Source organism: Sphingomonas trueperi, from assembly GCF_011927635.1.
Taxonomy (GTDB): domain Bacteria; phylum Pseudomonadota; class Alphaproteobacteria; order Sphingomonadales; family Sphingomonadaceae; genus Sphingomonas; species Sphingomonas trueperi.
In genome coordinates, this window is the sequence record NZ_JAATJB010000013.1 from 22,789 (window position 1) to 45,850 (window position 23,062).

The following is a 23,062-nucleotide window of genomic DNA, read 5'->3' on the forward strand; positions in this document are numbered from 1 at the left end:
GCGAAAGCCGGAATCCATTCGCTTCTCGGTCGCAGCTCCTGCCAATACGGAGCGCCAATGGATCCCGGCTTCCGCCGGGATGACAGCTTTGAGGCACAGGCTCAGCCCCGTGCGATATAGGCCCGCCAGCCACCCAGCGACGTGATGTCCTCGGCGCCGGTCATCGCGCGTGGCTCGGCGACGAAGCCCTTGACCATGCTGCCATCGGCCAGCGTCACGGTACCGATCGCCAGCGGCGGCGGCACTTCGGCGACGAAGCTGCCGAACGCGGCCATGTCGAGCTCGTACACTTCCAGCGCGATCGCGGCGCCGTCTTCGCTATGGACCAGCGCGGGCTTGGGCGGCACGCTCTCGGCCATGGCGTAGAGCTTGTAGGTCGGCGCCGTCGTGGTGGCGGTGACGAACTTCGCTTCGCGCGAGGTGAGCTGCCAGTGCAGCGGCATGTCTTCGAGATGGGCGCCTACGACCGCGAGCTTCACCGTTTCCATCCGTCCCTCCAGGTCCAGCGGCGGCGGGGATGCCGGCGCGGGGAAAAATGCGTTCGCCGCGTCGATCAGCGCGCGATCGGTGCCCGCCGGGCCCATCAGCGTCACGCCGAAGCCGACGCCGCTGGCATAGCTGCCGGCCGGCACGGCAATCGCCGCCATGTCGAGCAGGTTCACGAAATTGGTGTAGGCGCCGAGGCTCGCATTGAGCGCGATGGGTGCTTCGAGCATCTCCGCCACGCGGTAGCTGGTCGGCGCGGTGGGGAGGGCGAGCAGGTCGACCTGGTCCCACATCGCCGCCGTGATGCGGGCGAGGTCGGCGAGGCGATAGGCGCCGTTGAACGCATCGACCGCGTTGTAGCTGAAGCCGCCCTCGACGATCTCGCGCACCACCGGGTGGATGGCGTCGGGGTTGTCGAGCAGCAGGTCCTGCAGCGCGGCGGTGCGCTCGGCGACCCACGGGCCATCGTAGAGCAGGCGGGCGGCTTCATCGAGCGGGGCGAGGTCGATCTCGACCAGCTCGGCATCGAGGCCGGCGAGCGCCTGGCGGTAGAGATATTCGGACTCGATGTCGCCGAACCAGCGGCATTGCTCGGCGCGCGGCACGCCGATGCGGCGATGCGCGCGGGGCACATCGGGCAGCGCGCGGGAGAGCGAGTCCGTCGCGTCGAAGCCGGCGGCAACCGTGTCGACCAGCGCGGCGTCCTCGGTGGTGCCGGCGAACACGGTGATGCAGTCGAGCGTGCGGCAGGCGGGAACTAGGCCGGTGCTGCTCCAGCGGCCCTTGCTCGGCTTGAGGCCGACGAGATGGTTGAACGCGGCGGGTACGCGGCCCGAACCCGCGGTGTCGGTGCCGAGCGCGAAGGCGACCAGCCCGGCGGCGACCGCGACGGCCGAGCCCGAGCTGGAGCCGCCGCTTACCCAGGTGCGGTTATAGGCGTTGCGCGGGATGCCGTACGGGCTGCGCGTGCCGTTGAGGCCGGTGGCGAACTGGTCGAGATTGGCCTTGCCCACCGGGATTGCCCCGGCCGCCACCAGCTTTGCGACCACGGTTGCCGATTGCTCCGGCTCATAGGCAAAGGCGGGGCAGGCAGCGGTGGTGGCGAGCCCCGCGAGATCGATGTTGTCCTTCACCGCGAAAGGCACGCCGGCCAGTGGCAACGTCTCGCCAGCGGCGACGCGCGCATCTACCGCAGCGGCCATCGCACGCAGCGCATCGGGCTCGAACCGTGCAATCCACACCGCCGGTTGGATCGCATCGTACGCATCGAGCCGCACCAGCACGTCCCCGATCACCGCGACCGCACTGCGCCTGCCCGCCTGCACCTCGGCGGCAATGCCTGCGACGGAGAGCCGGTCGAGCGCCGTCATGCCCGCACCAGCGCCAGCACCGGCGAGCCAGGCGTAACGGTCTGGCGTTCGGCGACATAGAGCGCGGCGACCGTGCCCGCCGCCGGGCTGGTCACCGGGAACTCCATCTTCATCGCCTCCAGCACGGCGATGGTCTCGCCCGCATCGATCGGGTCGCCGACCTCCTTGAGCAGCTTCCACACGCTGCCGCCGAACGGCGCTTCCACCAGCTCGGCGCCTTCGGGCACCGTCACCGCCTCATCGGCGCTGTCATCCGCGCTTTCGGTGAGGCTGGCGACGCGGTCGAACTCGCCCTTACGTTCCCAATCGGCGCGCTCGGCGGCGAAGGCGGTGTTGCGCTGCTTCTCGAACGCGGCGATCGAACGCGCATTGTCGGCGAGGAACTCGCGATACTCGGAGAGCCGGAACTCGGTCTCCTCGATCTTGATCTCGCGGCGCCCGAGCGGGAAGTCGCGCCGCCATTCGGTCAGCTCTTCGTGGCTGACAGGGAAGAAGCGGATCTGGTCGAAGAAGCGCAGCAGCCAGGGCTTGCCCTCGGCAAAGGCGCCGGTCTGGCGATAGGTGTTCCACACCTGGATGGTGCGGCCGAACAGCTGGTAGCCGCCCGGACCCTCCATGCCATAGATGCACATATAGGCGCCGCCGATGCCGACCACGTTGGGCGGCGTCCAGGTGCGGGCGGGGTTGTACTTGGTGGTCACCAGCCGGTGGCGCGGATCGATCGGGGTGGCGACCGGGGCGCCGAGATACACGTCGCCCAGGCCATAGACGAGGTAGCTGGCGTCGAAGATGATCCGGTGAACCTCCTCGGCGCTTGCCAGCCCGTTGGCGCGGCGGATGAACTCGATATTGTCCGGGCACCACGGCGCGTCGTCGCGGACCACGCGCATGTAGCGCTGGATCGTCTCGTGGATCGCGGGGTCGTTCCAGCTGAGCGGCAGGTGGACGATGCGCGAGGGGATGACGAAGTCCTCGAGATCGCCGAGTGCGTCCTCGATCTGCACCAGCCGCTCGATCAGTGTAGCTTCCTTCAAGCGGATGCCGTCGATATGCACCTGGAAGGAGCGGATACCCGGCACGATGTCGAGGATGCCCGGCAGCGCGAGTTCGGCGAGCGCGGTGGTCGCGGCGTGGACGCGGAGGCGCAGCTCGAGGTCGAGCGTGATCGGGCCATATTCGACCAGCAGGTTGCGATCGCCCTGGCGGCGGAAGATCACGCGGGGGCGGCGGCCCTTGGCGGGCAGGTCGACCAGGATCGCGTCGCGCCCGCCGCCCTTGGCGGGGCTCAGCGCTGTGGCGGCGCGGCCTTCGATCCAGGCCTCTTCGACTGCTGCGGCGGCATCAGCCTCGTCGAGGCTGACCTGCTCGAACTGGATGCGGTCGCCGGGGGCGAGCTGGCCGATCTTCCACAGGTCTGCCGCGATCACCACGAACGGGCAGACGAAGCCGCCGAGCGAGGGGCCGTCGGGGCCGAGGATGATCGGCATGTCGCCGGTGAAGTCCAGCGCGCCGATCGCGTACGGATTGTCGTGGATGTTGGACGGGTGAAGCCCCGCCTCGCCGCCATCCTTGCGCGCCCAGTGCGGCTTGGGGCCGACCAGCCGCACGCCGGTGCGGTTGCTGTTATAGTGAACCTTCCACTCGGCGGAGAGGATCGTGTCGACATCCTCGGGCGCAAAGAAATCGGGAGCGCCGTGGGGGCCGTAGAGGACGCGGATCGTCCAGTCGGGGCCGAGCTGTTCCTGCGCGATGCTGCGCGGGCCGGGGATTACCGCCGGCGCATGATCGGTCAGGTGCAGCGTGTCGCCGACGCGGAGCACGCGCCCGCCATGGCCGCCGAACTCGCCGAGATCGAAGGTGCTGGCGCTGCCGAGATAGCTCGGCACGTCGAGCCCGCCGGCGAACAGGATATAGCCGCGCATGCCGCCGCCGGTGACGCGGCCCAGCGCCAGAATCTGGCCTTCGGCGATGGCGATCGGCTTGTTGCGCGGTACCGGGGCGTCATCGAGCGTCGCGGCGAAGTCGGCGCCAGTCAGGACGATGCGGGTCGCGGTGTTGAACTGAAGCGTCGGACCGGTGGCGGTCATCTCCAGCCCGGGCGCGGTGCTGTCGTTGCCGAGCAGCATGTTGCCGAGGCGGAAGGCGCGCGCGTCCATCGGTCCCGAAGGCGGCACGCCGATATCCCACAGCCCGACGCGGCCGGGATAATCCTGCACGCTGGTCGCGGTGCCGGCCGAGCGGACGACGATGCTCTGCGGGCGGTGGACCACCGTTTCCAGCGAGCGTGTCGAGACGTCGCCGGTTACGAAATCCTCGCTGCGCGCGACGTCGCGCAGCCAGCGGACATTGGTCTCGATCCCGGCGAAGCGGGTGCGGTCGAGCGCCGCCTGCATCGCCGCGACGGCGGACTCGCGGTCCTCGCCATGCACGATCAGCTTGGCGAGCATCGGATCGTAGAAGGAGGAAACGGCGCTGCCCGATTCCACCCAGCTCTCGACTCGGACGCCTTCGGGAAAGGCGACGTCGGTCAGCGTGCCCGAGGCGGGGCGGAAGTCGACCGCCGGATCCTCGGCATAGAGCCGGGCCTGGATCGACCAGCCCTTCGGGGCAGGGACGGGGGTGTCGAGGAAGCTGTAGTCGTCGCCTGCGCCGCGGACCATCCACTCGACGAGGTCGACGCCGGTCACTTCCTCGGTGACGCCGTGCTCGACCTGGAGGCGGGTGTTCACTTCGAGGAAGAACCAATCCTCGCGCGCCGGATCGTAGAGGAACTCGACCGTGCCGGCGGAGCGATAGTTGGCCGCCTGGCCCAGCCGCACCGCCGCCTCGATCAGCGCCGCACGGACCCGTTCGGGCAAGTGCGGGGCGGGGGCCTCTTCCACGACCTTCTGGTTGCGGCGCTGGAGCGAGCAATCGCGCTCGCCGAGGGCGACGACGCGGCCCTGGCCGTCGCCGAAGATCTGCACCTCGACATGGCGCGCGCGCGGCACGAAGCGTTCGAGGAACAGCCCGGCATCGCCGAAATTGCCGGCGCCCAGCCGGGCGACCGCGGCATAGCCGTCGCGCACCGCCTGTTCGTCGGTGCACACGCGCATGCCGATGCCGCCGCCGCCGGCGGTCGCCTTGAGCATCACCGGATAGCCGATGCGCTCCGCCGCCTCGAGCGCGGCCTCGACGCTGTCGAGCAGCCCGGTACCGGGAGCGAGGGGGACGTTCTCCGCCTCGGCGAGCGCGCGGGCGCTGTGCTTGAGGCCGAAGGCGCGGATGCTGTCCGGGGTCGGGCCGATGAAGGCGATCCCGGCGGCTTCGCAGGCCTCGGCGAAAGCGGCGTTCTCGGAGAGGAAGCCATAGCCGGGGTGGATCGCGTCGGCGCCGGTTTCCTTGGCGGCTGCGAGGATGCGGGCGACGTCGAGATAGCTTTCCGCCGCCGGGCCCGGGCCGATCCGCACCGCGATGTCGGCGAGCGCGACGTGGCGCGAGGCCTCGTCGGCATCGGAGAAGACTGCGACCGAGCGGATGCCCATTGTCTTGAGCGTGCGGATGATCCGGCAGGCGATCGCCCCGCGATTGGCGATCAGGACGGTCTGGACGCTCATGCGGTGACGATCATGCGGACGGGGGTGGGGTTGAAGCCGTTGCAGGGATTGTTGATCTGCGGGCAATTCGAAACGACCACGGTCACATCCATTTCTGCGCGCAAGTCCACGGTCAGGCCGGGCGCCGAGATGCCGTCGACGATGCCCAGCGCACCATCGGCCTCGACCGGCACGTTCATGAAGAAATTGACGTTCGATACGATGTCGCGCTTGCCCCGGCCGTCGCGGAGATTGGCTTCGAGGAAATTGTCGACACAGGCGTGCTGCGCCTTGGTGAAATGGCCGTAGCGCAGCGTGTTGGACTCGCAGGAACAGGCGCCGCCGATCGTGTCGTGATACTCGACCGCCGTCGCGGTGATCGTCATCATCGACCGGCCCTCGTTCGAGCGCAGCACGCTGCCGGTGCGCAGGAAGATATTGGCCTGCGCCGCGATCGTGTCCTGCGCGCTGTAGCGCTCGGCATCGTCGTGCGTGGCGTAGAGGAGGAAATCGACCGCCTGGTTGCCTTCGAGGTCGACGACGCGGAGCGTTTCGCCCGCCTTCACGCGGTGCAGCCAGGGCGCGCGGGCGGGGACGATCTCGTCATGGATCACCCGGCCGTTGAGGCCGGCAAGTGCCACATCCTGTTCCATCAGCGGCGGACCCAGTCTTCGGTGTTGAGGAAGGCGCGCTGCCGCTCGGGCGTCGCGTTGCGGATCGGATCGTCCTCGCCCGTCACCGGCCCGCGCCAGGCGGTGGCGCGCAGGGGCGTGACGGTCCAGGGGCGCGGATCGAGCACGTGCGGGCAGTTGGCCAGCACGACGATCAGGTCCATTTCGGCGCGCAGCACCAGCGTGCGCCCGGGCGCGAACGGCCCGAGCTGCGGGTCGGTGGTGCCGTCGGCGGCGATGCGGACGCCCTTGAATAGGTTCACGCAAGGGTGGACGTCGCGGCGCGCAAGGCCATGCTTGGCGGCGCCGAGCAGCAGCCGGTCGCGCGCATTGGGGTAGGGGCCCGAATTGCTGCCGTCGCCATAGCGGCGTTCGTTCGACGCGGCGTTGGAGGCGCCGCAGAATGCGTCGTGCGTGCCCGCGTCATCGTGCTCGATGCTGGCGAGCACGCGGCCCATGTCCGAGAGGAACAGGCTGCCGGTGCCGAGATAGGCGTTCCACTGCACCTTCACCGTATCGGCGACGTTCAAGCGCTCGGTGGGCATCGCGGCGTTGAACAGCTGGAGCGAGGCACAGGCATCGCCCTGCAGGTCGATCAGCCGCAGCCTGCTGCCGCGCGACAGCAAGCGGCTGGCATAGCCGCCGGCGGCGATCGTCTCTTCCCAGACCAGGTCGTCGGCCGAGACGCCCGCAGGCAGGTCGTCCGCGTGTGGAGGCAGGATCGGCATCGCCTCGACGACGGTGCCGGCCATCGCCCGCGCATGGTCACGTGCGGCATTGGGGTCGGCGAGTGTGCTCATGCCGTCTTGCTCCCGGTTGGGGCCGCCGCCTCATCCTGCTCATGGAGCGGGGGCAGCAGCGCGGTGGTGGTGAAGAGGCGCAGCTGCTGCACGCCGCGCACCTTGCGCAGCGCGTCGCACAGGTCGCGCAGGCGCCGTGCGGGCCCTTGGACCAGCAGCACCTCGAGCGACTGATCGTCTTCTAAAAAGACGTGCTGCGAGGAGATGACCTCCTTCAGATACTCGGCCTGGGTCTGCGCCAGCTGGTGCCGCACCCGGCCGAGATCGGCGCGGTAGACGAGCGTGATCGTGCCCGCGAGCATCTCCTCGGGGCGCGAGGCGGCGCTCTGCTCGGCAAGTTCGTCGCGGATCAGCTCGGCGATCAGCTGCGAGCGCGAGGGGAGCCCGCGATCCTCCACCATTTCGTCGAGCTGGCGGAAGAGTTCGGCGGGCAGGCTCATGCTGAGCCGGGCGAGGGAGGAGGAGGGTTCCTTCACAGTGATTCCTCTTTCCCTGTTATTACTGATTCTGTCAATCGTAATACTTCCTGCTGCGCCTCGACGATCGCCTCGCGCCGCTTGCGGGTGAGGTGAAGGTCGTAGACGGCGGCCGCGCCGAAGCGGTGCGGGGCGTGCGGATCGACGCGACGCTTGTCGAAGGTGAGCACGCGGGTGCCGAGGTTGAACGCCTCGGAAATGTCGTGGGTGACCATCAGCACGGTGAGTGCATGCTCTTCCCACAGCTTGAGGATCAGCCGGTGCATGTCCTGCCGGATACCGGGATCGAGCGCGCCGAACGGCTCGTCGAGCAGCAGCACGCGCGGCCGGGCGATCAGCGCCTGGGCGATGGCGAGCCGCTGCTGCATGCCGCCGGAAAGCTGGGCGGGGTAGAGGTCGAGCGCATCGCCCAGACCCACCTCGGCGAGCATCGCGGCGGCCTCGTCGCGGGCCCGGCGACGGGCGGCGCCGAACAGCCGGGCGGTGAAGGGCGCGCCGACGCATTCGCGCTCGAACATCACGTTCCTGAGTGCGGTCAGATGCGGGAACACCGAATAGCGCTGGAACACCACGCCGCGATCGGGGCCGCATTCGTCGGGCAGCGGCGTGCCGTCGAGCAGGATCTTGCCGCGGGTCGGCCGTTCTTGGCCGAGCGCGAGTCGCAGGAAGCTGCTCTTGCCCGCCCCGGAGGGGCCGACGATCGAGACGAAGCTGCGCTCGGCGATGTCGAGCGCGACGCGCTCGAGCACGACCTTGTCGCCATATTCGAGCCAGACATTCTGGAAGGAGAGGAGCGCGCTCATCGGCCGGCTCCATGCGCCCAGGCAAAGGCGCGCTTGCTCAGCTGGGCCAGCGCCACGTCCATCAGGATGGCGAGGATCGAGATCCAGGCGACGTAGGGGATGATGATGTCCATCGAGAGGTAGCGCCGCACCAGGAAGATCCGATAGCCGAGCCCCACGTCCGACGCGATCGCCTCGGCCGAGATCAAGTACACCCAGGCCGGCCCGAGCGACAGGCGGATGCCGGCGATCAGCCGGGGCAGCGCCTGGGGAAGTGCCACGCGCAACGCGAGCTGCCAGCTGCTGGCGCCGAGCGTCTGCGCCTTGATCAGCTGCTCCTGCGGGATCGCGGTGATGTGATCGGCAAGGTCGCGGATCAGGAAGGGGGTGACGCCGATCACGATCAGCGCGACCTTGGCGGTGTCGCCCAGCCCGAAGACGATGAACAGCACCGGCAGCAGCGCGATCGGCGGGATCACCGCGATCGTCGTCACGAAGGCGCCGAAGGTGGCGCGGGCGGCGGGGAGCACGCCCAGCACCATGCCGACGAGCAGCGCCGAGAGCGCGCAGATGCCGAGCGCGACGCCCAGCCGCTCGAGGCTCGCCACCGTGTCCGCCCAGAAGATCAATCGCCCGCTCAACGGGTCGGCCTGGGCGAGCAGGCTGTGCATCGCCTCGACCATCGCGCCCGGCGTGGGCAGCAGCTTGTCCGAGGGATTCTCGGCGTGCCGCGCTGCCGAGGCGAAGAGGTAGACGATCGCCACCAGCAGCAGCGGCAGGCTCCCCAGCAGCCAGCCGGTGCGGCGGCGGGGTCGGATGTTCACCCAGCGCATACGGGGTCCGGCCTCAGAGCTTGCCGGCCGCGGCCAGCTCCATATAGGTCGGGTCGAAGCGCAGCTTGACGTTGTTGGCGTCGCCGATCGTCTTGCCCGGCACCGATATGCCGATCGCGTCGGCCGACTTGGCGCCCTGGCCGAACAGCCCCTTGGAGAAGCTGAAGTCGCGCACCTTGACCATGGTCGCGCCGATCGCGGGCGATTTTACTGCCGCAACCGCATCCTGCGGCGTACCGTAGAGGTGCGTGGTGGCAAGCTGTGCGTCGAACGCCTCCGGCGTCGCGCCGGCGAGCTTGGCCATTGCGGCGCGGGCGGCGGCGCCCGCGGCGTCCTTCTTCTGCATCAGCTGGATCGTCTCGTACCAGATGCCTGCCAGCGCCTTGCCGAGGTTCGGATTGGCCTTGAGCGTCGCGGTGTCCAAAGCGAGCAGATCGAGGATCTCGGCGGGCACCTGGCTCGAATCGAACAGCTTGGCAGCGCCCGGCAGCTTGGCGACTTCGGTCAGCTGCGGGTTCCAGGTGACGACGGCGGTAGCCGCCGGGTTGGCGAAGGCGCCGACGATGTCCGCGTCCGAGGTGTTGACCGTCTTCACGTCGGAAAGCTGCAGGCCCACCGTGGAGAGCCCGCGCGCGAGGAGGTAGTGCGACACCGACAGCTCGACGAGATAGACGGTGCGGCCCTTGATGTCCGCCAGGCTCTTGGCGTTCTTGAGGACGATGCCGTCATTGCCGTTCGAATAGTCGCCGAGGATGATCGCGCTGGTATCCTTGCCGCCGGCGGCGGGAATGGTGAGCGCGTCCATGTTGGTGACGGTGACGCCGTCGAGCTTGCCGGCGTTGAACTGATTCACCGACTCGACATAGTCGTTGACCTGGGTGAAGTGGATCTTCACCCCGTATTTGTCGGCCCATTTCTTCACGATGCCGGCCTGTTCGGCATAGGGCCAGGGCATCCAGCCCGCATAGATCGACCAGCCGATATTGAACTCGGTGCGCGCCTTGGGTGCAGTGCCGCTGCCGCCGCACGACGCCGTTGCCAGCATTGCCACCGCCGCCACCGCGATCCGCGCCTTCGTTACCCATTTTGCCATGATCGACCCCCATCTTCGCAGCGCGAGAAAGCGCGAATTTCAGCCGCCGGACGGTCGCACCCGATATTACGTTTGCTCAATCCAGTAATACGACTTATAGGCATGTCGCATGGCACGTGTCACCCCAAATCGTGATGCTGCAATGCGTCATTCGGGCACTGGCGAGCCCCGGTTCCGGGGCGCCGCCGCCGCGCGTCCTTGCAGGCGAAGGGGCTGAACCGGCATGGCGATGGCGCGCATTCTTGGGACGATTTGCCTGGGGCTCGCGCTCGCCGTTGCCGCGACCTTTGCCCGGCTGTTCCTGAAGGCGCGCGCGGGCCACCGCGCCGCCGAGGAGGCGAATCGCGCGCAGACGGAGCGGCTCTGCGCCGAGATCGCAGCGCACCAGGAAACCGAGGCGGCGCTGGCCAAGGCCAAGGACGCAGCCGAGGCCGCCAATGCCGCAAAGACGCGCTATCTGGTCGCGGTCAGCCACGAGATCCGCTCGCCGCTCAACGCCATCTATGGTTATGCTCAATTGCTCGAGCGCGGCGATTCGATCCCGCCGCGCGAGGCGGGCGGGGTGATCCGCCGCTCTGCCGAGCATCTCACCAACCTCGTCGAAGGCCTGCTCGACATCTCGCGCGTCGAAAGCGGCGTGCTGCAGGTGCGGCAGGAGCTGGTGCGGCTGCCGGCGTTGCTCGACCAGGTGGTGGAGATGTTCCGCGTCCAGGCCTCGGCCAAGGGGCTGTCGCTCGACTATGTCGTGGAGGGCCGGCTGCCCGCCTATGTCCGCACCGACGAGAAGCGATTGCGGCAGATCCTGATCAACCTGCTGTCCAACGCGATCAAATATACCGACAAGGGCGGCGCGACGCTCACGGTGCGCTATCGCAGCCAGAGCGCCGCAATCGAAGTCCGCGACACCGGCCCCGGTATCCCGCCCGAGGACCTGGAACGCATCTTCGAACCCTTCGAGCGGGGGCGCGAACCCGATACCATAATGCAGCCGGGCATCGGGCTGGGCCTCGCCATCACCCGCGTGCTCGCCCGAATCCTGGGCGGCGAAGTCACGGTCACGAGCGAGCTGGGCAAGGGCAGCAGCTTCCTTCTCCGCCTGCTCCTGCCCGAGCCGATCGAGGCGCCCGCGGGGGCCGCCGCCTATCGCCGCGTCACCGGCTATCAGGGGCCGCAAAAGACGATCCTGGTGATCGACGACAGCCCGGCGCAAACCACCGTGGTCAACCATCTGCTGCGCCCGCTCGGCTTCTCCGTCTTCGAGGCGAGCGGCGGCACCGCGGGGCTCGCGCTCGCCGAGCATTGTTCGCCCGATCTCGTGCTGCTCGACATCCAGATGCCCGGCACCAGCGGCTGGGGCATTGCCGAGCAGCTGCGCGCGCGCTTCGGGGCAGGGCTGCGGATCGTGATGGTCTCGGCCAATGCGCACGAGTTCCATGCCGGCCGCGACGGCCGCCGCGCGCACGATGCCTTCCTCACCAAGCCGGTCGATCTCGATGCGCTGCTCGACATGATCGCACGCCAGCTGGGGCTCGACTGGATCGTCGAGAATGCCGAGGCGGCCGCCGCGCCCCCCCGTCCACCTCTGGCACTCCCTGCGTCGGCGGCGCCCTATCTCGATGCGCTGCGCCGCTTTATGAAGCTCGGGCATGTCCGTGGAATCGAAACGACACTCGTGACTCTGGAGAGGGACGTCCCCGAAAGCGCCGATCTCGTCGCGCGGCTGCGGCCGCAGCTCGAGGCGTTCGATCTGCGCGGGCTGGCAAGGACGCTCGACGATGTCGGCTAGCGATCCCGGCGCCACGATCCTGGTGGTGGACGACACCCCCGAATCGCTCCGCTTCCTCACCGCAACGCTGGAGCAGGCGGGGATGACGGTGCTGATCGCGGTCGACGGGCTGGCGGCGCTGGAGCTGCTGGAGCATGGCACGCCGGACCTGATCCTGATGGACGCGGTGATGCCCGGGCTCGACGGGTTCAGCACCACGCGGCGCATCAAGCAGGACGGCCGCTTTCGCCAGGTGCCGGTGATCTTCATGACCGGGCTTACCGAAAGCGAGCATGTCGTGCGTGGGCTCGATGCGGGGGCGGTCGATTATGTGCACAAGCCGATCGTGGTCGACGAGCTGCTCGCCCGCGTCTCGGTGCATCTCGCCAATGCCCGGATCGCGCAGAGCAGCCAGCTGGCGCTCGACACCGCCGGGCGGCCCTCCTTCGCGGTCGATCGCGAGGGCCAGACCGGCTGGCTGACGCCGCTCGCCGCCGAGACGATCGAGCGGCTGTTCCCCGATTGGTCGCCCCGCGCGCTGGACCTGCCCGACGAGCTGGCCGTGATCGTGCGGCGGTTGCAGGATCCGGCGGTGCCGCCAGGCGCGCAGGCGACGCTGCAGATCGGCGACAGCACGCTCCAGTGCAGCTTCCTGCGCCAGACCAGCGCGCGCGAATGGCTGTTCCGCCTGACCGAAAAGCGCGAGGGCGATGCCGAGCGCATCCTCGCCGAGCGCCACGGGCTCACCTCGCGCGAGGCGGAGGTGCTGGTGTGGCTCAGCCGGGGCAAGCAGAATCGCGAGATCAGCGAGATCCTGGAAATCAGCCCGCGCACCGTGAACAAGCATCTCGAGCAGATCTTCCAGAAGATGGGGGTCGAGAATCGCGCATCGGCGACGGCGATCGCCGTGGCGACGCTGGCGGGATGAGCGCGGCCGCGGCGCGGGCGGCGCTGGAGCAGGGGGATTTCGATACCGCCAGCCGGCTGGCCTCGGCGGCGCTTCCCTCGGCCGAGGGCGCCTTCCTGCTGGGCGTGATCGCGGCGGAGCAGGGGCGGATCGGCGAGGCGATCCGGCAGATCGAGGCGGCGGTGGCGGCGGACCCGCGCGGCGAATATCGCGCGCAGCTTGCGCGGCTCTACACGCTGGTGCGGCGCGACGGCGATGCAGCGGCGCAGCTTGCCGCGGCGGAGGCGGACCCGCCCGCCGACGCGCTGTCGCGCGACACGATCGGCTGTGTCTATGCACGGCTCGGCGATCATGTAGCCGCGCTACCCCATTTCGAGGTGGCGGTGGCGGTGGCGCCCGAGAACGACCAGTTCCTCTACAACCACGCGGCGACGCTGAGCTTTCTCGGCCGGGTCGACGATGCCGAGGCGGCGCTGGAAACACTGCTGGCGCGCAGCCCGGACGATGCTCGCGCGCACCATCTACTTGCTGGGCTGCGCAAGCAGGGGCCGGAGCGCAACCATGTTGTGCGGCTGCAAGCGGCAAAGCAGCGCGCGCGGGGGCCGGACCGGCTGCTCACCGGCTATGCGCTCGCCAAGGAGCTGGAGGATATCGGCCGCGGCGACGACGCGCTGGCCTGCCTGCTGGAAGTGAACGCCGAACATCGCGCCGCGCTCGGCTATGCTCCGGCGCGCGACGCGGCGATCGTCGATGCCGTGGCGGGAAGCTGGCCGGCCTTCGCCGCCGCGCCGGTCACGGACGCGCCCGCCGAGGCGCCGATCCTGATCATCGGCATGCCGCGTACCGGCACCACCCTGGTCGACCGCATCCTCGCTGCGCACCCGGCGGTGGAGAGCGGCGGGGAACTCCAGGCCCTTCCGCTGGCGGTAAAGGCCGCCTCGGGCACCCGCAGCCGCACCGTGCTCGACCCCGAGACGCTCCATGCCGCGGCGGGCACCGATCTCGGTGCGATCGGCCGCGACTATCTGGCGCGGGCGGCGCATCACCGGCGGCTGCCCGAGCGGCGCTTCGTCGACAAATTCCCCGGCAATTTCCACTATGCCGGCATCGCTGCGCGGGCGCTGCCGAACGCCGCGATCGTCTGCCTGCGCCGCAACCCGATGGACACGGTGCTGGCCAACTTCCGCAACCTGTTCGCGATCAGCTCGCGCTATTACGACTATAGCTACGACCTGCTCGATATCGCCGCCTATGTCGCCGGGTTCGAGCGGCTGATGACCTTGTGGCGCACGGCGCTGCCCGGGCGCATCCTAGAGCTGCGCTACGAGGACATCGTCGCGGACCAGGAACACGCGACCCGCCGCCTGCTCGCGCATTGCGGGCTCGACTGGTCCGAACGCTGCCTCGATTTCCACGCGCAGGGTGGGGCGGTCTCCACCCCGAGCGCGGCGCAGGTCCGCCGCCCGATCTACCGCGACTCGGTCGCGCGCTGGCGCAAACACGAAGCGGTGCTGGCGCCCGTCGCCGCCTATTTCGCCGAGCGCGGCATCGCCATCGACTGAGCGCCGCGTACGTCAAACGGCGCATGGTGCGCCGCGGCGGACTTCGACAACCTCGCGTGCATGGCTAGATTCTCCTGCTTCGCTTTGGGTGCTGCGCTGCTGATCGCACCGGCGGCGCATGCCGATGCGCGTCCGAGCGCCAAGCTGGTGCGCTGTGCAGCGGGTGACTGCCTGCTGATCCGCGGTACGCGAAGCTCCGCCGCTCAGACGATCACGATCAACGACCGCATCGTCGCGGCCAGCGGCGGGCGCGGCTGGAAAGTCCGCGTACCGGTGGCGGCGGTGCGGGGCTTTGCCTCGCCCTTCGCGCGCACGCTCGACGTGGCGGTTGTCAATGCGGTGGGGCAGGTCGAGCGGCGGGAAACCGTGCGTCTGCCGGTCGGGCTGATGGGTCACACCACCGAACTCGCCTCGCTGGTAGTACGTGCGCGATGATTTGTAATAACGATGGAGTCGGTGTCCAAAGTATGAAGAACGGCTGAAGCTGTAATAAGCAATTGCTGCGTTGCAAAACTTGCCGCATCGTAGGATGCGGAAGTTACGTAGCGTATCTATAGCTTTTAAACTTGCCGTTCGTCGTTCCTGCGACTAGATGCGCCTCAGCCGCTCGGGTGAGGCGGTCTTGGTTGCAGGAGATTGCCATGAAGATGCTCGTCGCGGCCGCCGCCGCGCTTTCGATCAGTACCGCCGCCTTTGCCGGCACGAGCGACACCAGCTTCGGCAAGCCCAGCGCGACGCTGACGCTCGCCGGTCTCGATCTCGCCACTGCCGACGGCCAGCAGCGCCTCGCCACCCGCGTCGACCAGGCCGCCCGCGCGGTGTGCGGCGAGAATCTCGCGACCATCCACCCCGAACTCGAAGCCCGCGCGCGCCTGTGCCGTGCCGATGTCGCCGAGCAGGTCCGCAGCCAGATCGAGGCGCGCCTCGCGCAGGCGAACAAGGCCGGCGGCGTGCAGGTCGCGGCGCTGCGCTGAGCCCGACCGCCGGAACGGCCTTTTCCCGGCCGCGCGTGTCCCGAAAGGATGCGCGCGGCCGCGTGCTTTGGGGCCGCTACGTCATTCGGCCACCTGCGCGGGCATCGTTTGCATGGCTAGCTTCGGATCGACACGGGGCGGCATCGCCCCGCTCGCGATCGGGACGACAGCGCATGACCAAAGGGCTCGTGAACCTCATACCGCCGGCGACCGTGGTGGCGGTCGTCTGCTTCTGGGCCTTCGCGCCCGCCGCCATCCTCGCCAATCCCTGGACGATCGTGATCGTCTCTTCGCTGATCACGCTCTACATCCAAGGCCTCGAGTTCGTCTTCGAGCGGCATGCGGGCTGGCGGATGCACTGGCGCGAGTTCTGGACCGACCTGTTCTACGTCGTGCTCGGCGCGACCGCGATTTCCTGGGCGTCGCGCATGCTGGCCGAAACGCCCCTGCTCGCGCTCAAGCAGTCGCTGGGGATCGCGACGCCCTGGGCCATGCACTGGCCCTTCCTGGCGCAGGTGGCGCTGGTGATCTTCCTGATCGAGTTCGGCCAGTACTGGATGCACCGGCTGATGCACAATTCGGCGCCCTTCTGGCTGACGCATGCACCGCACCACCACATCACCCAGCTCAATGCCGCCAAGGGCTTTGTCGGCAACCCGATCGAGCTGTTCCTGATCAGCCTCAGCGTCGTCGCGCTGTTCGACCTGCCGTTGACCGCGATCTTCTGCGGGGTGAGCGTGCTGGGTGTCGTCTCCGGCTTCGCCCATGCCAATGTGCGGTCCGATCCGCCGATCTGGTACAGCTTCGTGTTCACCACGATCCGCCACCACAGCCTGCACCATTCGGTGCCCTATGAGGATACGCGCTGCAACTATGGCAACTCGTTGATCCTGCTCGACCGGATCTTCGGCACCTACAAGGAAGGCGAGGCCTCGGTGGTCGGCCAGGACGAGCGGCGGCGGCTGTCGATCCGCGAACAATGGCTGTTCCCGTTCCAGCCGATCCTCGCCCGGCTGAAGCAGCGTCCGGCTGCCACCACCGACGTGGCCGCGGGCTGAGCGATGGTCTGGATGCCGATGCTCGCCATGCTGCTCGCCGCCGCGCACGCAGATGCCGACCCGCAGCCGCGCGAGGAGCAGGTGCTCACCGTGCCCGGCTTCGCCGATTTCCTCGCGGTCGACGGCGACAGCGTCTGGGCGACCAACAAGGGGCGGGTCGAACGCTGGTCGCGCGGCGGCAAGCGCGCCGAAGTGGCGATGACGCACCCGTGCGGGGCGATGGCGATCGCGGCGGACTCGCTGTGGGTCGCGGATTGCAAGGACGGCACGCTCAACCGCATCGACCTCAAGACCGCCAGGCTGCTGGCGGCGATCCCCACCGGCATCGCCAACCCGGCGGGCGAGCTCAACGTCGTGGCGGGTGCGGGATCGATCTGGGTGGCAAGTGACAATGCGGGCAAGATCGCCCGCGTGGACCCGGCCGACAATCATGTCGTTGCCTCGATCGCGGTCGATCCGGGCACGCATTACCTCGCCTTCGGGTTCGATGCGCTATGGGCGGTGAGCAGCGGCCAGCAATCGCTCCAGCGGATCGACCCCACCACCAACCAGATGACCGGGCGCGCCAAGCTCGGCAAGCAGCCGGGCTTCCTTGCCGCGGGCGAGGGTGCGGTGTGGGTGCAGGAACAGGGCGACGGAACGCTCGCGCGGATCGATCCTGCCACGGTGGAAGTCTCCGGCCGAGTGAAGGTCGGCGCCGATCTGCTCTACGGCGACATCGATACCGGCGGCGGCATGGTCTGGCTGCGCACCACCGCCGACCAGACCTTCGTCACCATCGATCCCAAGACGCTCGCGATCCTCGGCCGCCTCGGCAAGCCCAGCGGCAGCGGTGCGCTGCGCTTCGCCGGGAACGGCGTATGGACCAGCGCGCACGACGTCCACACGCTGTCGTGGTGGAGCTTCACCCACGCTGCTTCGGGCGGCGCCGCGAACTAGATCGCGGCGGCGAGCAGCGCCGCGCCCGTCACTGCCCCTTGGCCAGCTTGATGCCCAGCAGCACCAGCCGCTCGCCGGTAATGCCGAACCAGTGCGGTACGCCCGCGGGCACCAGGATCACGTCGCCCGGCGCGAGCGTGCGGGTGGTGCCGCCGTCGATTCGGCTGCCTTCCACCAGCGTGGGGTTGCGGACCTCGCGATCGGGCATGGTGCCGCCCGAGACGAGCGTGCCCGCACCTTCCAGCACGATCGCATATTCCGCCTGGTCGGGATGGACGGCAGGCTTGCCCGGCTTCTTCCAGATCTCGATCGCGGCGTTGTTGCTGCCGTCGCGGACCAGCGGCTTCCAGGCGAAGCCCTGGCCCGGCTTCATTTCGGCCAGCATCGCCTTGAGCTGCGCCTGGACGTCCTTGGCGGTGGCGAACGACGTGGGATCGGTGGCGGTCTGCGCGGCGGCGGGCAGGGCGAACAGCAATGCGGCCGTGGCAACGGCGCTGGGCAGGATCTTCACGGCCTCTCTCCCTATAGTGTGTTGAGAACGCTTGGTGCTCTTCCCCGCCAACCTGCCACAGCCGGATCATCCCCGCCAGCGCAACCGCTCGACCAGCAGCGCCAGGGCCGGCGTGGGCTGGCGGCGGCTCGGGTAGTAGAGGTGATAGCCCGCGAAGGGCGGCGAGAAGCGCGTCAGCACCGCCTCCAGCGCGCCGCTCGCCAGATGCGGCGCCAGCATCGCATCGGGCAGGCAGGCGATGCCGAATCCGTCGAGCGCCGCGCGCAGGATCGGGAAGACCGACGAGAAGGTGAGCGGGCCCTCGACCCAGACCTTGCGGTCGCGGCCGTCCTCCTCGAACTCCCAGGCATAGAGCCCGCCATAGGTGGGCAGGCGCAGGTTGATGCAGGCGTGCGCCGTCAGGTCCTCGATCGCCTCCGGCCGCCCGGCACGATCGAAATAGGCGGGGGACGCCACCGCCAGCATCCGCGCCTCGGGGCCGATCGGCACCGCCACCATGTCCTTGGCGATGATGTCGCCGAAGCGCACGCCCGCATCGAAGCGCTCGGCGACGATGTCCTTCAGCCGATAGTCGCTGTCGATCTCGACCCGGATGTCCGGGAATTCGCGCAGGATCGGCGCCAGTCGCGGCCAGAGCAGCGTGTGCAGCGAATGCTCGTCGGCGCTGATCCGCACCAGCCCGGCCGGCTTGTCGCGCAGCGCGGTCAGTGCCGCCAGCTCGGCTTCGATCTCGTCCAGCCGCGGCGCGAGCGTGGCGAACAGCCGCTCGCCCGCCTCGGTGAGGCTGACGCTGCGCGTGGTGCGATGGAGCAGCCGCACTCCCAGCCGCTCCTCCAGCCCGCGCATCGCGTGGCTGAGCGCCGAGGGCGTCACGCCGCTCTGCGCCGCCGCCCGGGTGAAGCTCTTCTGGCGCGCCACGGCGAGGAAGGCGGTCAGTTCGGAGAGCTGCTGGCGGTTCATTGCTGAACCCTATTCAGTACTGCATGCAGATACCAGCGCCTAATCGCTATTGTCGCGCGGCCCCATGTTGACGGCGAGGGTCACATGGCCCTGCAGTTTCTTACCTCCAAGGGGACCCGAACCATGGCCACCAAAGCCTATGGCGCCTATGCCGCCGACAAGCCGCTCGAACCGATCGACATCGAGCGCCGCGCGCCCGGCGATCACGACGTGCAGATCGACATCCTCTATTGCGGCGTCTGCCACTCCGACCTTCACCAGGTGAAGTCCGAATGGGACGGCACGCTGTACCCCTGCGTGCCGGGCCACGAGATCGTCGGCCGGGTGAGCGCGGTCGGCGAGCATGTCTCCAAGTTCGCGGTGGGCGACGTGGTCGGCGTCGGCTGCATGGTCGACAGCTGTCAGCATTGCGCCTCGTGCGACGAGGGGCTGGAGCAATATTGCGAGAACGGCTTCGTCGGCACCTATAACGGCCCGACGCCGGACGCCCCCGGCCATACGCTGGGCGGCTATTCGCAGCGCATCGTCGTCAGCGACAAGTTCGTGCTCAAGGTCGGGCATGGCGAGGAGGATCTTGCCGCGGTCGCGCCGCTGCTGTGCGCGGGCATCACCACCTGGTCGCCGCTCCGCCACTGGCAGGTCGGTCCGGGCAAGAAGGTCGGCATCGTCGGCATCGGCGGGCTCGGCCATATGGGCGTGAAGCTGGCGCATGCGCTGGGGGCACACGTCGTCGCCTTCACCACCTCGGAGAGCAAGCGCGCCGATGCGCTGGCGCTGGGCGCGGACGATGTCGTCGTGTCGCGCGATGCCGAGGCGATGGCGGCGCACGCGGGCAGCTTCGACTTCATCCTCAACACGGTGGCCGCCAGCCATAATCTCGACGCCTTCACCACCCTGCTCAAGCGCGACGGCACGCTGACGCTGGTGGGCGTGCCCGAGCATGCGCACCCCTCGCCCAACGTTGCGGCGCTGATCTTCAAGCGCCGCTCGATCGCCGGCTCGCTGATCGGCGGCATCGCCGAGACGCAGGAGATGCTCGATTTCTGCGCCGAGCACGGCATCGTCGCGGACATCGAGATGATCCGCGCCGACGAGATCAACACCGCCTATGCGCGCATGCTCAAGAGCGACGTGAAGTACCGCTTCGTCATCGACATCGCGTCGATGGGCTGAGGCCCGGCGGGGGCGGCATCTGCGTCGCCCCCGTGATTTCCCTTTCCGCCGCCAGCACCCTACATCGCCGCGATGCATCTTCGCGCCGAAGCCATCCTGCTCAGCGTTCGCGCCCACGGCGAACATGGCGCGATCGTGCGGGCGCTGACCGAAAACGACGGCGTCCAGCCCGGCTATGTCCGCGGCGGCCGTTCGCGGGCGCTGCGGCCGGTGCTCCAGCCGGCGAACCTCATCCAGGGCGAATGGCGCGCGCGGACCGAGGAGCAGCTCGCCGGGCTCACCGTCGAGCTCCTCCACAGCCGCGCCCCGATGTTCGGCGAGCCGCTGCCCGCCGCCGCGCTCGCCTGGGTGACCGCGCTCACCGCCGCGACGCTGCCCGAGGGGCTGCCCTATCCTCGCCTCCATGCCGCGCTGGGCGGCGTGCTCGACGCGATCGAAGCCGCACCCGCCGCGCGCGGCTGGGCGGTGGCGCTGGTGCGCTACGAGCTGCTGCTGCTCGCCGAGCTCGGCTTCGGCCTCGATCTGGAACGGTGCGCGGCGACCGGAGCGAGCGAGGACTTGGCCTATGTCAGCCCCAAGAGCGGGATCGCGGTGAGCCGGGCGGGGGCGCTGGGCTATGAGAATCGCCTGCTCGCCTTGCCCGATTTCCTCACCGCAGGCGGTGCGGCGGACTGGGAGGATATCCTGGCCGGCCTGCGCCTCACCGGCCACTTCCTCGCGCGCGACCTGCTGATCGGCCGCGGCGCCGATCTGATGGCGGCGCGCGCCCGGCTGGTCGACCGATTGTTGCGGGCGGTTGCATGAAGACCCCCAGGGCGGCTAAGCGCGCCTCTCAGGACATGCTGCTAGCGTGGGGATCGGAATGCCGTTGATTGCTGTACTGCCGGGTGACGGGATCGGCCCCGAGGTCACGCGCGAGGCGCGCCGGGTGCTCGAGGCGCTGGATCTCGGCCTCAGCTTCGAGGAAGCGCCGGTCGGCGGCGCCGGCTATCTCGCCGCTGGACACCCGCTCCCGGACGACACGCTGGCGCTCGCCAAGCGCGCCGATGCCGTACTGTTCGGCGCGATCGGCGATCCCCGCTTCGAGAAGCTGGAGCGCCACCTGCGCCCGGAAGCCGCGCTGCTCGGTATCCGCAAGGCGCTGGGCCTGTTCGCCAATCTCCGCCCGGCCACCCTGTTCCCCGGCCTGGAAGATGCTTCGCCGCTCAAGCCCGAGGTGGTGAACGGGCTCGACATCGTCATCGTCCGCGAGCTGATCGGCGACATCTATTTCGGCGAGAAGGGCCATCGCACCACGCCCGACGGCCTGCGCCAGGGCTATGACGTGATGAGCTATGACGAGGCGGAAGTGACGCGGATCGCCCGCGTCGGCTTCGAAATGGCCAAGCGCCGCCGCAGGAAGCTCTGCTCGGTCGACAAGGCCAACGTGCTCGAAACCTCGCAGCTGTGGCGCGACGTCGTCACCGCGATGGCGGCCGACTATCCCGAGGTCGAGCTGACGCACATGTATGTCGACAATGCCGCGATGCAGCTGGTGCGCGCGCCGGCAGCATTCGACGTGATCGTCACCGGCAATCTGTTCGGCGACATCCTCAGCGATCAGGCGAGCATGTGCGCCGGTTCGATCGGCATGCTGCCCTCGGCGTCGCTCGCCGCCTGGTCCGGCGCGAACGGCATGTACGAGCCGATCCACGGCAGCGCGCCGGACATCGCCGGGCAGGGCAAGGCTAATCCTTGCGCGGCCATCCTGTCCGCGGCCATGCTGCTGCGGCACTCGCTGAGCGACGAAGCCTCGGCGCAACGAATCGAAAAAGCGGTTGCCGCAGCGCTCGCCAAGGGCGCCCGGACGGCCGATCTCGGGGGCAATCTTTCAACGTCCGCGATGGGGGACGCGGTGCTGCTGGAGCTTCAGTGAGCGATACTCTGCTCGAACTTGCGGTCGTTATCCCCACCTTTAACGAACGCGCCAATGTTCCCCTCCTGATCGCCAAGCTGGACGCGGCCCTTGCCGGCCGCGCCTGGGAAGCGATCTTCGTCGACGACGACAGCCCCGACGGGACCGCCGATGCCGCGCGCGCCATCGGCCGGGAGGATCCGCGCGTGCGCGTGATCCAGCGGATCGGGCGGCGCGGCCTCTCCTCGGCGTGTATCGAAGGCATGTGCGCTACGGCGGCGCCCTGCGTGGCGGTGATCGACGGCGACCTGCAGCATGACGAGACGCTGCTGCCCAAGATGCTCGACGCGCTGCAGGCCGATGCGAGCCTCGACGTGGTGATCGGCTCGCGCTTCTGCGAGGGCGGCTGCACCGGCGAGTGGGACAGCGAGCGCGTCGCCAAATCGGCGTTCGCGACCAAGCTGTCGCGCCAGGTGCTGAAGGCGGACCTGACCGATCCGATGAGCGGCTTCTTCATGATCCGCAGCGAGATCGCGCGCGGGCTGGTGCCGGTGCTGTCCGGCATCGGCTTCAAGATCCTGCTCGACATCATGACCGCGAGTCCAAGGCCGCTGCGTTTCCGCGAGTTGCCCTACACCTTCCGGGTCCGCACCGAGGGCGAGAGCAAGCTCGATTACGTCGTGGCGATGGAATATCTGATCGCACTGTACGACCGGATGTTCGGCAAGGTCGTGCCGGTGCGCTTCGCGATGTTCTCGGCGATCGGCGCGATCGGCGCGGCGGTGCATCTCGCGGTGCTGTTCCTGCTGTTCCGGATGGGCGGGCTGCCCTTCGTCACCGGCACCATCGTCGCGACGATCGTGGCGATGACCTTCAACTATCTGCTCAACAACGCGCTGACCTATCGCGAACGGCGGCTGAAGGGCGCGGCGCTGCTGGGCGGCTGGGTGAGCTTCTGCCTGGTCTGCGCGGTGGGGGCGGCGGCCAATGTCGGGCTCGCGGCCTTCCTCCACAATGTCCAGCATGGCGACTGGCGGCTGTCCGCGCTGGCCGGGATCGCGGTGGCGGCGGTGTGGAATTTCGCGCTGTCGTCGCGGTTTGTTTGGGGGCGGTATTGAGTCCGGACTAGCTACTAGCCCCCCTCCTTGGAGGAGGGGTTGGGGGTGGAGGGATTCCAGAACGTTGGTTGGTCTATGTGAAACACAGCCCCTCCCCTGAAGGGGAGGGGCTCAA

At 68.8% G+C, this 23,062-nt stretch carries 21 protein-coding genes; 11 read left to right on the forward strand and 10 right to left on the reverse strand.

Annotation, left to right across the window (positions count from 1 at the left end; all coding sequences use genetic code 11):
• Positions 1 to 101: 101 nt before the first annotated feature.
• Genes atzF through GGR89_RS17345 form a run of 8 tightly spaced genes read right to left on the reverse strand, consistent with a single transcriptional unit; the run spans position 102 to position 10,086 of the window.
• Positions 102 to 1,856 carry an allophanate hydrolase gene (atzF, locus tag GGR89_RS17310; protein ID WP_125972470.1) on the reverse strand — a complete coding sequence of 585 codons (1,755 nt, stop codon included), beginning with the start codon at positions 1,854 to 1,856 and terminating at the stop codon, positions 102 to 104.
• On the reverse strand, positions 1,853 to 5,452 hold the full coding sequence (gene uca, locus GGR89_RS17315) for an urea carboxylase (RefSeq protein WP_125972472.1): 3,600 nt from the start codon (positions 5,450 to 5,452) through the stop codon (positions 1,853 to 1,855). The genes atzF and uca overlap by 4 nt, the downstream gene beginning before the upstream one ends.
• The gene (locus GGR89_RS17320; protein ID WP_125972474.1) at positions 5,449 to 6,084 is read right to left on the reverse strand and encodes an urea amidolyase associated protein UAAP2; all 636 of its coding nucleotides are present in this window, start codon (positions 6,082 to 6,084) and stop codon (positions 5,449 to 5,451) included. Before GGR89_RS17320 ends, uca begins: the two co-directional genes overlap by 4 nt.
• Complete coding sequence (locus GGR89_RS17325; protein WP_125972476.1) at positions 6,084 to 6,902, reverse strand: urea amidolyase associated protein UAAP1; 819 nt, start codon at positions 6,900 to 6,902, stop codon at positions 6,084 to 6,086. The genes GGR89_RS17320 and GGR89_RS17325 overlap by 1 nt, the downstream gene beginning before the upstream one ends.
• Positions 6,899 to 7,342 (reverse strand): CopG family ribbon-helix-helix protein, encoded by a 444-nt coding sequence (locus tag GGR89_RS17330; RefSeq protein ID WP_206431184.1) that lies wholly within the window; start codon positions 7,340 to 7,342, stop codon positions 6,899 to 6,901. The genes GGR89_RS17325 and GGR89_RS17330 overlap by 4 nt, the downstream gene beginning before the upstream one ends.
• 32 nt (positions 7,343 to 7,374) lie before the next feature.
• Positions 7,375 to 8,181, reverse strand: coding sequence for an ATP-binding cassette domain-containing protein (locus tag GGR89_RS17335; protein WP_125972480.1), 807 nt, complete (start codon positions 8,179 to 8,181; stop codon positions 7,375 to 7,377).
• Positions 8,178 to 8,993, reverse strand: coding sequence for an ABC transporter permease (locus GGR89_RS17340; protein WP_125972482.1), 816 nt, complete (start codon positions 8,991 to 8,993; stop codon positions 8,178 to 8,180). The genes GGR89_RS17335 and GGR89_RS17340 overlap by 4 nt, the downstream gene beginning before the upstream one ends.
• 13 nt (positions 8,994 to 9,006) lie before the next feature.
• The gene (locus tag GGR89_RS17345; protein ID WP_125972484.1) at positions 9,007 to 10,086 is read right to left on the reverse strand and encodes a putative urea ABC transporter substrate-binding protein; all 1,080 of its coding nucleotides are present in this window, start codon (positions 10,084 to 10,086) and stop codon (positions 9,007 to 9,009) included.
• A gap of 223 nt (positions 10,087 to 10,309) precedes the next feature.
• On the opposite strand from GGR89_RS17345, the gene GGR89_RS17350 reads away from it, so the two are divergent.
• The 7 genes from GGR89_RS17350 (at position 10,310) to GGR89_RS17380 (ending at position 17,291) form a co-directional block, all read left to right on the forward strand.
• Positions 10,310 to 11,872, forward strand: coding sequence for an ATP-binding response regulator (locus GGR89_RS17350; protein ID WP_125972486.1), 1,563 nt, complete (start codon positions 10,310 to 10,312; stop codon positions 11,870 to 11,872).
• Entirely contained in the window at positions 11,862 to 12,779 is a 918-nt protein-coding gene (locus GGR89_RS17355) for a response regulator transcription factor (protein ID WP_125972488.1), read from the forward strand. Before GGR89_RS17350 ends, GGR89_RS17355 begins: the two co-directional genes overlap by 11 nt.
• Positions 12,776 to 14,320 carry a tetratricopeptide repeat-containing sulfotransferase family protein gene (locus GGR89_RS17360; protein ID WP_125972490.1) on the forward strand — a complete coding sequence of 515 codons (1,545 nt, stop codon included), beginning with the start codon at positions 12,776 to 12,778 and terminating at the stop codon, positions 14,318 to 14,320. Before GGR89_RS17355 ends, GGR89_RS17360 begins: the two co-directional genes overlap by 4 nt.
• 60 nt (positions 14,321 to 14,380) lie before the next feature.
• Positions 14,381 to 14,755 carry a hypothetical protein gene (locus tag GGR89_RS17365; RefSeq protein ID WP_125972492.1) on the forward strand — a complete coding sequence of 125 codons (375 nt, stop codon included), beginning with the start codon at positions 14,381 to 14,383 and terminating at the stop codon, positions 14,753 to 14,755.
• Positions 14,756 to 14,961: 206 nt separating this feature from the next.
• A complete protein-coding gene (locus GGR89_RS17370) occupies positions 14,962 to 15,294 on the forward strand; it encodes a UrcA family protein (RefSeq protein ID WP_125972494.1) in 333 nt (110 codons plus the stop codon).
• Positions 15,295 to 15,467: 173 nt separating this feature from the next.
• Positions 15,468 to 16,352 (forward strand): sterol desaturase family protein, encoded by an 885-nt coding sequence (locus tag GGR89_RS17375; RefSeq protein WP_125972496.1) that lies wholly within the window; start codon positions 15,468 to 15,470, stop codon positions 16,350 to 16,352.
• Between the two features lie 12 nt (positions 16,353 to 16,364).
• Positions 16,365 to 17,291, forward strand: coding sequence for a YncE family protein (locus tag GGR89_RS17380; protein ID WP_425338775.1), 927 nt, complete (start codon positions 16,365 to 16,367; stop codon positions 17,289 to 17,291).
• A gap of 28 nt (positions 17,292 to 17,319) precedes the next feature.
• On the opposite strand, the gene GGR89_RS17385 is transcribed toward GGR89_RS17380, so the two are convergent.
• Together GGR89_RS17385 and GGR89_RS17390 are read right to left on the reverse strand one after the other, a co-directional pair.
• Entirely contained in the window at positions 17,320 to 17,802 is a 483-nt protein-coding gene (locus GGR89_RS17385) for a cupin domain-containing protein (RefSeq protein ID WP_206434250.1), read from the reverse strand.
• A 66-nt stretch (positions 17,803 to 17,868) separates the two neighbouring features.
• Entirely contained in the window at positions 17,869 to 18,762 is an 894-nt protein-coding gene (locus tag GGR89_RS17390; protein ID WP_125972501.1) for a LysR family transcriptional regulator, read from the reverse strand.
• Between the two features lie 123 nt (positions 18,763 to 18,885).
• Between GGR89_RS17390 and GGR89_RS17395 the strand changes: the two genes are divergently transcribed.
• The 4 genes from GGR89_RS17395 to GGR89_RS17410 all read left to right on the forward strand — a co-directional run bounded on the left by GGR89_RS17395 (position 18,886) and on the right by GGR89_RS17410 (position 22,947).
• On the forward strand, positions 18,886 to 19,935 hold the full coding sequence (locus GGR89_RS17395; RefSeq protein WP_125972503.1) for an NAD(P)-dependent alcohol dehydrogenase: 1,050 nt from the start codon (positions 18,886 to 18,888) through the stop codon (positions 19,933 to 19,935).
• A gap of 72 nt (positions 19,936 to 20,007) precedes the next feature.
• Positions 20,008 to 20,739, forward strand: a complete 732-nt coding sequence (recO, locus tag GGR89_RS17400; RefSeq protein WP_125972505.1) for a DNA repair protein RecO — start codon at positions 20,008 to 20,010, stop codon at positions 20,737 to 20,739.
• Positions 20,740 to 20,797: 58 nt separating this feature from the next.
• Positions 20,798 to 21,850: a 3-isopropylmalate dehydrogenase gene (gene leuB / locus GGR89_RS17405; RefSeq protein WP_125972507.1), complete on the forward strand. Its 1,053-nt coding sequence runs from the start codon at positions 20,798 to 20,800 to the stop codon at positions 21,848 to 21,850.
• Positions 21,847 to 22,947, forward strand: a complete 1,101-nt coding sequence (locus GGR89_RS17410; RefSeq protein ID WP_125972509.1) for a glycosyltransferase — start codon at positions 21,847 to 21,849, stop codon at positions 22,945 to 22,947. Before leuB ends, GGR89_RS17410 begins: the two co-directional genes overlap by 4 nt.
• The last annotated feature ends 115 nt before the right edge of the window (positions 22,948 to 23,062 follow it).

Coding starts and splice junctions, on each gene's coding strand:
- atzF (WP_125972470.1), bottom strand. CDS start 1,856: ATGACGGCGCTCGACCGGCTCTCCGTCGCAGGCATTGCCGCCGAGGTG.
- uca (WP_125972472.1), bottom strand. CDS start 5,452: ATGAGCGTCCAGACCGTCCTGATCGCCAATCGCGGGGCGATCGCCTGC.
- GGR89_RS17320 (WP_125972474.1), bottom strand. CDS start 6,084: ATGGAACAGGATGTGGCACTTGCCGGCCTCAACGGCCGGGTGATCCAT.
- GGR89_RS17325 (WP_125972476.1), bottom strand. CDS start 6,902: ATGAGCACACTCGCCGACCCCAATGCCGCACGTGACCATGCGCGGGCG.
- GGR89_RS17330 (WP_206431184.1), bottom strand. CDS start 7,342: ATGAGCCTGCCCGCCGAACTCTTCCGCCAGCTCGACGAAATGGTGGAG.
- GGR89_RS17335 (WP_125972480.1), bottom strand. CDS start 8,181: ATGAGCGCGCTCCTCTCCTTCCAGAATGTCTGGCTCGAATATGGCGAC.
- GGR89_RS17340 (WP_125972482.1), bottom strand. CDS start 8,993: ATGCGCTGGGTGAACATCCGACCCCGCCGCCGCACCGGCTGGCTGCTG.
- GGR89_RS17345 (WP_125972484.1), bottom strand. CDS start 10,086: ATGGCAAAATGGGTAACGAAGGCGCGGATCGCGGTGGCGGCGGTGGCA.
- GGR89_RS17350 (WP_125972486.1), top strand. CDS start 10,310: ATGGCGATGGCGCGCATTCTTGGGACGATTTGCCTGGGGCTCGCGCTC.
- GGR89_RS17355 (WP_125972488.1), top strand. CDS start 11,862: ATGTCGGCTAGCGATCCCGGCGCCACGATCCTGGTGGTGGACGACACC.
- GGR89_RS17360 (WP_125972490.1), top strand. CDS start 12,776: ATGAGCGCGGCCGCGGCGCGGGCGGCGCTGGAGCAGGGGGATTTCGAT.
- GGR89_RS17365 (WP_125972492.1), top strand. CDS start 14,381: ATGGCTAGATTCTCCTGCTTCGCTTTGGGTGCTGCGCTGCTGATCGCA.
- GGR89_RS17370 (WP_125972494.1), top strand. CDS start 14,962: ATGAAGATGCTCGTCGCGGCCGCCGCCGCGCTTTCGATCAGTACCGCC.
- GGR89_RS17375 (WP_125972496.1), top strand. CDS start 15,468: ATGACCAAAGGGCTCGTGAACCTCATACCGCCGGCGACCGTGGTGGCG.
- GGR89_RS17380 (WP_425338775.1), top strand. CDS start 16,365: ATGCCGATGCTCGCCATGCTGCTCGCCGCCGCGCACGCAGATGCCGAC.
- GGR89_RS17390 (WP_125972501.1), bottom strand. CDS start 18,762: ATGAACCGCCAGCAGCTCTCCGAACTGACCGCCTTCCTCGCCGTGGCG.
- GGR89_RS17395 (WP_125972503.1), top strand. CDS start 18,886: ATGGCCACCAAAGCCTATGGCGCCTATGCCGCCGACAAGCCGCTCGAA.
- recO (WP_125972505.1), top strand. CDS start 20,008: ATGCATCTTCGCGCCGAAGCCATCCTGCTCAGCGTTCGCGCCCACGGC.
- leuB (WP_125972507.1), top strand. CDS start 20,798: ATGCCGTTGATTGCTGTACTGCCGGGTGACGGGATCGGCCCCGAGGTC.